This window comes from Myxococcus sp. AM011 (assembly GCF_013372595.1).
In the GTDB taxonomy this organism is placed as follows: Bacteria; Myxococcota; Myxococcia; order Myxococcales; family Myxococcaceae; genus Myxococcus; species Myxococcus eversor.
Genome location: NZ_JABXEM010000121.1, coordinates 24,446 through 31,764 on the forward strand (window position 1 = coordinate 24,446; position 7,319 = coordinate 31,764).

6 protein-coding genes are annotated in these 7,319 nt (G+C 66.9%); 3 read left to right on the plus strand and 3 right to left on the minus strand.

The features are described from left to right. Positions 1–27 precede the first annotated feature (27 nt). Together HUW62_RS24380 and HUW62_RS24385 are read left to right on the plus strand one after the other, a co-directional pair. Entirely contained in the window at positions 28–915 is an 888-nt protein-coding gene (locus HUW62_RS24380) for an ABC transporter permease (protein WP_240357121.1), read from the plus strand. Continuing rightward, positions 912–1,820, plus strand: a complete 909-nt coding sequence (locus tag HUW62_RS24385) for an ABC transporter ATP-binding protein (protein ID WP_163870605.1) — start codon at positions 912–914, stop codon at positions 1,818–1,820. Before HUW62_RS24380 ends, HUW62_RS24385 begins: the two co-directional genes overlap by 4 nt. 10 nt (positions 1,821–1,830) lie before the next feature. Here the strand turns inward: HUW62_RS24385 and HUW62_RS24390 are convergent, their stop codons facing one another. Then, a complete protein-coding gene (locus HUW62_RS24390) occupies positions 1,831–2,061 on the minus strand; it encodes a sulfurtransferase TusA family protein (RefSeq protein ID WP_163870606.1) in 231 nt (76 codons plus the stop codon). A 226-nt stretch (positions 2,062–2,287) separates the two neighbouring features. On the opposite strand from HUW62_RS24390, the gene HUW62_RS24395 reads away from it, so the two are divergent. Beyond that, positions 2,288–4,252 carry a thioredoxin domain-containing protein gene (locus HUW62_RS24395; RefSeq protein WP_176435764.1) on the plus strand — a complete coding sequence of 655 codons (1,965 nt, stop codon included), beginning with the start codon at positions 2,288–2,290 and terminating at the stop codon, positions 4,250–4,252. 104 nt (positions 4,253–4,356) lie between these two features. On the opposite strand, the gene HUW62_RS24400 is transcribed toward HUW62_RS24395, so the two are convergent. Together HUW62_RS24400 and HUW62_RS24405 are read right to left on the minus strand one after the other, a co-directional pair. Further along, the gene (locus HUW62_RS24400) at positions 4,357–4,743 is read right to left on the minus strand and encodes a RidA family protein (protein ID WP_163870608.1); all 387 of its coding nucleotides are present in this window, start codon (positions 4,741–4,743) and stop codon (positions 4,357–4,359) included. 80 nt (positions 4,744–4,823) lie between these two features. Beyond that, positions 4,824–7,037, minus strand: a complete 2,214-nt coding sequence (locus HUW62_RS24405; RefSeq protein WP_163870609.1) for a bifunctional (p)ppGpp synthetase/guanosine-3',5'-bis(diphosphate) 3'-pyrophosphohydrolase — start codon at positions 7,035–7,037, stop codon at positions 4,824–4,826. Positions 7,038–7,319: the final 282 nt, after the last annotated feature.

Here is a 7,319-nt window from a genome sequence, read left to right on the forward strand (position 1 = left end):
TGCAAGTCCGATAGGGTCACCCACACTTTGGACGGACTGAAAGAAACCCTGGTCATCTTCGGCGCCGAGTTCCGCCGGGCCGTGCGCAGTGGTCGCGCGGTGGTGCTGCTCGGGCTCTACAGCATGTTCTCCGCGCTGGTGCTGCTGGTGATTGGCAAGCTGACCAGCGACCTGCGCGCGACGATGAACGAGCGACTGGCCGGTGCCGGCGCCGACGCGGAGTCGACCGCGAGGATGATGGAGGAGACGCGCAAGGGCGTGCTGGGCTTCCTCACCAGCAACGACACCTCGATGATGGAGGCGCTCGCGCAGGTCCCCATCGAGGTGCTCCTCGTCTTCAAGGTCACCCTCTTCTTCCTGCCCGCCTACGTCGCGCTGATGGGGTTCGATCAAATCAGCGGCGAGGTCGCCCCCCGCTCCATGCGCTACCTGACGGTGCGGGCGCGGCGCTCCTCGGTGTTGCTGGGCAAGTTCCTGACGCAGGCGGCGCTCTTGGTGGGGCTGGTGCTCGTCATCGACCTGGCCATCTTCGTCTACGCGCGCATCGCCAACCCGGACTTCGGCTTCGCGGCGATGAGCCTCAACCTGCTCAAGTTCTGGCTGGCCGCCATCGTCTTCTCGCTGGCGTACGTGGCCCTCACGACGCTGTGCTCCAGCGTCTTCCGCACGCCCGGGGTGAGCCTGGTCTTCAACTTCATCCTCCTGTTCGTCTTCTGGCTGATGGACACCGTGGGCCGGGCCTCGGGAGAGACGGGCGCGCTGCGCTTCCTGCGCTACCTGTCTCCCTCCAACTACGCGGGGGATCTGCTGCACCCGAACATCACCGAGTTCGGCGTCAGCGGCGCGGCCTACGCGGCCTTCGCGACCCTCTTTCTCCTCGGTGCCTACGGCGCCCTGCGCGCGAGGGACCTGTGAGCGACCTGGCGATTGAACTGTTCGGCATCACCAAGCGCTTCGGCCCCAAGGTCGCCGTCAACGGCGTCAGCTTCTCGGTGCCACGCGGCGCGGTGTATGGCCTCATCGGCCCCAACGGCGCCGGCAAGACCACCACCTTCTCCATGATGTGTGGCTATCTCTATCCCTCCGAGGGCACGCTCACGGTCATGGACGTGGACCCCTCCACGCCTGGCGCCCTCAAGGGCCGGGTGGGCGCGCTGCCGCAGGACGCGGTGCTGCCCCCGGGCTGGGAGGTGGGCGCGCTCCTGACGTACTGGGCGAAGCTGTCGGGCCTCGCCACTCCCGAGAACGAGGCCCGCGAAGCGCTGGACCAGGTCGGTCTGCTGGACGCCTGGAAGGTCCAGACGCAGGCGCTCAGCCACGGCATGGCCAAGCGCACGGCCATGGCGCAGGCGCTGATGGGTCGCCCTCCCCTCGTGCTGCTGGACGAGCCCACCGCGGGCCTGGACCCGCGCATCGCCGCGCAGGTGCGTCAGGTCATCAAGGACATGAAGGGCAGACAGACGGTGGTGGTCTCCAGCCACAACCTCCAGGAATTGGAAGAGCTGTGCGACGCGGCGGCCATCCTCGACAAGGGCACGCTGGCGCAGGCGGGCTCCATGTCCGAGCTCACGGGCCAGGGCGCGGAGTTCCGCGTGCAGATCGCCAGCGGCACGGTCATCCCCCCGGAGCTGACCACCCTGCCCGACGTCACCGACGCGCGCATGGAAGGCGAGAGCATCCTCGTGGTGCGCTTCGGCGGTCAGGCGAAGCCGGAGCAGGTCATCAGCCGCGTGGTGGCGCACCTGCTCCAGAGCGGCGTGCTCATCCTCGGCGTGAGTCGGGGCCGTCGTCTCGAGGACCGCGTCCTCCAGTTGCTCTAGCGCGGGCCTCTCAGCCCGCCTTGCGCACCCAGCCCACGTAGCTCGTCCCCCGGCGCTCCAGGCGGACGAGTTCATGGCCGGTGGCCTCACACCATGCGGGCAGATCCGCCTCCAATCCCCGGTCCGTGGAGATGAGCTCCACCAGGGCCCCCGCGGGCAGGCGCCGCATCACCTTGGCGATCTCCAGGATGGGCATGGGGCAATACGCCCCAGAGGTGTCCACTCGCACTGCGTTCTCCATCGGGTTTGTTCTCTCCTGCACCACGCAGATCCGAGCATGCGGAATTTTTCCGAGAACCGCCCAGTTTCCGGGCCGCTGAGGGGACTGTTTGACGAGCGGAGCGTGCCTCCACTCGGCTTGCGTGTCTGGAAATCCCTCTGTTAAGTACCCCGGCCCTCTCAATCTTTCTCGTACATCCACGCTCGGGGCCGGAGTCGGACCTATGGCGAAGGAGCAGAACCCACCCATGAAGCCCAATATCATCGTGGCCCTGCTGGTCGGCCTGGTGCTTGGTTTCGTTGGCGGCCGTGTGTACAGCGGCCCGTCCTCGAAGACTGATGCCAAGCCCGCCGCGCAAGCTGCTGGTCAGGCCAACCCCGCCGCGCGCCGCCCGGTGGACCCCACCGTGTTCAAGGTTCCCATCGAAGGCTCCCCCACCCGGGGTAGCGCCGATGCCCTTGTCACGATTGTGGAGTTCTCGGATTACGAGTGCCCCTTCTGCAGCCGCGCCAACGTGACGGTGGAGAAGCTGGAAGAGGACTACGGCAAGAAGCTGCGCGTGGTGATGCGCCAGAACCCGCTGTCCTTCCACCCCCGCGCCAAGCCGGCGGCCCTCGCCGCCCTCGCGGCCGGTGAGCAGGGCAAGTATTGGGAGATGCACGGCAAGCTCTTCGCCAACCAGAAGAAGCTCGATGACGCCTCCCTGCAGCAGTTCGCGCAGGAGATTGGTCTGGATCTGGACAAATGGAAGGCCGACCTGACCAGCCCCAAGCTGGCGGACGCCATCCAGCAGGACCAGGCCCTGGCCAGCCAGCTCGGCGCCAGCGGCACCCCGGCCTTCTTCATCAACGGCCGCTTCCTCTCCGGCGCGCAGCCCATCGACAACTTCAAGGCCCTCATCGACGAGGAGATGGGCAAGGCGGAGGCCCTGGTGAAGGGTGGCGTCCCCGCCAGCCAGGTCTACGCGAAGATCATCGAGAAGGGCGCCGAGCGCGCCGCGCCCAAGGCCGCCCCGCAGCAGCAGGCCCCGTCCGTGAAGAAGATCGACGTGCCGGCCGACGCGGCCGCCTTCGGCCCCGCCACCGCCAAGGTGACCATCGTCGAGTGGTCCGACTTCGAGTGCCCCTTCTGCAGCCGCGCCGGCCCCACGCTGGCGCAGATCAAGAAGGACTACCCGAAGGACGTGCGCGTGGTGTTCCGTCACCAGCCGCTGCCCTTCCACGCCAACGCGAAGCTGGCCGCCGAGGCCTCCGAGGCCGCGCACGAGCAGGGCCGCTTCTGGGAGTTCCACGACAAGCTCTTCGCCAACCAGAAGGCGTTGGACCGGGCCTCCCTGGAGAAGTACGCGCAGGAGCTGGGTCTGAACACCGCCAAGTTCAAGGCCGCGCTGGACGGCGGCAAGTTCAAGGCGAAGGTCGAGGCGGACAGCGCCGCCGGCAGCGCCGTGGGCGCCAGTGGCACCCCGACTTTCTTCGTCAACGGCCGTGAGCTGGTGGGCGCGCAGCCCTTCGACTCCTTCAAGCGCCTCATCGACGAGGAGATCGCCAAGGCCGACAAGCTGCTGGCCTCCGGCACCAAGGCCGAGGAGCTGTACGCGAAGCTGAACGCGCAGAACGTCGCCGAGGCCCCGGCCGCGCCTCCCCCGGGCGCCGCTCCCTCCGAGCCGCCCGTGCAGAAGGTGGACGTGGGCAACGCCCCGGTGAAGGGCCCGAAGAACGCGCCCGTCACCATCGTCGCCTTCTCCGACTTCGAGTGCCCCTTCTGCAGCCGCGTCGTCCCGACGCTCAAGCAGATTGAGGACCAGTACGGCGGCAAGGTGAAGGTCGCCTTCAAGAACCAGCCGCTGCCCATGCACGCCAACGCCAAGGCCGCCGCGGCCGCCGCGCTGGCCGCTCACGAGCAGGGCAAGTTCTGGGAGATGCACGACAAGCTCTTCGCCAACCAGCGCGCGTTGGATCGCGCGTCCCTGGACAAGTACGCGCAGGAGCTGAACCTGAACGTCGCCAAGTTCAAGGCCGCCCTGGACGAGAACAAGTTCGCGGCGCAGATCGACGCGGACGCCGCCGAGGGCTCCCGCCTGGGCGCCAGCGGCACCCCGACGTTCTTCATCAACGGCCGGACGCTCGTGGGCGCCCAGCCGCTGGACGCCTTCAAGCGCGTCATCGATGAGGAGCTGAAGAAGGCCGGCGCCGTCGCGGCGGACGGGAAGTAATCCGCTCCACGCCGGCTGCTGTTTCCGAAGCCCTGAAGCACCAGAGGCCGTCGGACCGACAAGGTCCGGCGGCCTCTTGCCTTGCACGGCGGTGAAGGGACGCTTCAGGAGACGGCGATGGCGTCGATCTCCACCTTGGAGCCGCGAGGCAGCGCGGACACCTGCACGGTGGCTCGGGCCGGGGGCGCGCCGGTGAAGTAGCGGCCGTACACCTCATTCACCTTGGCGAAGTCACCCAGGTCCGTGAGGAAGATGGTGCAGCGCACCACGTGGCTGAAGTCCAGCCCGCCCGCGGCGAGCACGGCCTGCAGGTTGAGCATCACCCGCTCCGCCTGGGCGACGACGTCTCCCGTCACCATCTCCATGGTGGCGGGGTCCAGGGGAATCTGCCCGGACAGGAAGGTCAGCTTCCCGGCGTCCACCTGCACCGCCTGCGAGTACGGGCCAATGGCCTTGGGAGCCTGGTCCGAGTGAAGAGTCTTCCGAGCCATGAAGGCACCTCGAGGGTTCGGGTGGCCCCGACAGAAGGGCCACCGGATTTCCCGGGCGCTCTAGCACGAAAGGCGGCGGATTAGATTCGCTCCACGGAGTAGACGCCGCTCAAGCGCTCGATGGTGCGCATCAGGTCCGTGAGCTGCTTCAAGTCCGAGATGATGACCTCGAAGGTGTTCACCGCCCGGTCATCCCCCGTGGCCCGACAGTTGGCCTGGGAGATGTTGACGCCCTTCTTCGAGAAGATGTTGGAGATGTCGGCCAACAGGCCCGTGCGGTCCGCCGTCAGTACGCGCAGGGTGACGGGGCGCTTGAAGTCCCCCTTCACATCCCAGCTCACGTCCACGCGCCGCTCGGGGTCCGTCGCGAGCGCCTTTTCGCAGCCCACCGTGTGCACCGTCACGCCCCGTCCCCGGGTGATGAAGCCGGCGATGGGGTCGCCAGGGACGGGGTTGCAACACCGTCCGAAGCGCACGAGCACGTCGTCCACGCCGCCAATCTGCACGCCGCTGCGGTTGCTGCGGCCCACCAGGCGCTTGGCCAGGTCCGTCACGCGGGACAGGCCGGGGAGCATGGACGAGCCACCCGCAGGCGCGCCGTTGCCGGAAGCATCACCTCGGGGCGCGGACTCCGCCTCGTGGCGCTTCTCCTCGGGGACCAGGCGATGCACCAGTTGCTGCGGCGTCACCTTGCCGTAGCCGATGGCCACCAGCAGGTCGTCCTCGATGCGGAAGCCCAGCTCCTCGGCGACCTTCTTCACCTCGCCGGACTTGAGCAGCTTGTTGAAGTTGAGCTGGAAGCGCTTGAACTCGCGGTCCGTCAGCTCGCGGCCCAGTTGCAGGCTCTTCTCGCGCTGCTGCTGCTTGATGAAGCCACGGATGCGCTGCTGCGCGCGGCTCGTCTTGACGAAGGTGAGCCAGTCCTTGGACGGGTGCTGCTGCGGGCTGGTGAGCACCTCCACCGTGTCGCCGTTCTTCAGCTTGTAGCGCAGGGGAACAATCTTCCCGTTCACCTTCGCGCCCACGCACCGGTTGCCCACGTCCGAGTGGATGGCGTACGCGAAGTCCACCGGCGTCGCGCCGCGCGGCAGCGAGCGCACGTCGCCCTTGGGCGTGAAGACGAAGACCTCGTCGGTGAAGAGGTCCACCTTCACCGTCTCGAGGAACTCCTTGGGGTCCTTCAGGTCCTGCTGCCACTCCATGAGCTGGCGCAGCCAGGCGAACTTCTCGTCATCCTTGGAGATGACGGCCTTGCCCTCCTTGTACTTCCAGTGGGCGGCGATGCCTTCCTCGGCGATCTTGTGCATCTCCGCCGTGCGGATCTGCACCTCCACGCGCTCGCTCAGCGGGCCAATCACCGTGGTGTGCAGCGACTGGTACATGTTGGGCTTCGGAATCGCGATGAAGTCCTTGAAGCGACCCGGCACCGGCTTCCACATCTCGTGCACCAGGCCCAGCGCCTCGTAACAGGCGGGCGCGGCGGGGGAGATGATGCGGAAGGCGATGATGTCGTGAATCTGGTCGAAGTCGATGCCCTGCGACTTGATCTTCTTGTAGATGCTGTAGACGTGCTTGAAGCGGCCGGAGACCTCGCCCTTCAGGCCGCGCTCGGCGAGCTTGGAGCGGATGAGGTCGCAGGTGTCCTCGATGTACTTCTCCCGCTCCTTCTTGCGCTTGTTGAGCTTCTCCTGGAGGCCGAAGAACTCCTGCGGCTTCACGTAGCGGAAGCTCAGGTCCTCCAGCTCCGTCTTTATCCAGGAGATGCCGAGCCGGTTCGCCAGGGGCGCGTAGATGTCCAGCGTCTCCTGGGCGATGCGCGCCTGCTTCTCCTCGTTCATGTGGTCCAGCGTCCGCATGTTGTGCGTGCGGTCGGCCAGCTTCACGAGGATGACGCGGATGTCCTGCGCCATCGCGATGATCATCTTCCGGAAGTTCTCCGCCTGCTTCTCCTCCTGGGAGAGCGTGGCGGACGCGGAGAACTTGGACAGCTTGGTGACGCCGTCCACCAGCTGGGCCACCTCCGCGCCGAACAGCTCCGTGAGCTCCTCCGCGGTGGCGAGCGTGTCCTCGATGGTATCGTGGAGCAGACCGGTGACGATGGAGGCCTCGTCGAGCTTGAGGTCCGCGAGGATGCCGGCCACCTCCAGCGGGTGGACGAGATAGGGCTCGCCTGACTTCCTCAGTTGGCCTTGATGCACCTTGGCCGAGTAGACGTAGGCCTTCTTGATGATGTCCAGGTCGGGGTCCGGGTGGTACGAGGAAACCCGTTGGAGGATGTCGTTCAGGCGGATCATCGAAGCAGGGGGAATCGTAACTTCGTGCCGGAGGGGGGGCAACGTTGCCCCACGGAACCTGTCGTATTTCTCTTCCAGGCTTGTCCCACCCATCGCGTTCGCTTTCGTTGACCCGACGTTTTACGCGCCCGTAGATTCGCCTCCGCCCATGTCACAGCTCTTGTTGTCGTCTCTCTCCGTGGTTTGCCCGACCTGTGACGGGTTCAATCCGCCGCGCTCGGCCTCCTGCGTGCTCTGCGGCCAGGCCCTGGGGGACGCACCCGCCGCCCGGCCTCCCGCCGC

What these genes read in the sequence shown, in the direction of transcription:
- HUW62_RS24390 (WP_163870606.1), bottom strand. Translation starts at nt 2,061, where the DNA reads ATGGAGAACGCAGTGCGAGTGGACACCTCTGGGGCGTATTGCCCCATG.
- HUW62_RS24395 (WP_176435764.1), top strand. Translation starts at nt 2,288, where the DNA reads ATGAAGCCCAATATCATCGTGGCCCTGCTGGTCGGCCTGGTGCTTGGT.
- HUW62_RS24400 (WP_163870608.1), bottom strand. Translation starts at nt 4,743, where the DNA reads ATGGCTCGGAAGACTCTTCACTCGGACCAGGCTCCCAAGGCCATTGGC.
- HUW62_RS24405 (WP_163870609.1), bottom strand. Translation starts at nt 7,037, where the DNA reads ATGATCCGCCTGAACGACATCCTCCAACGGGTTTCCTCGTACCACCCG.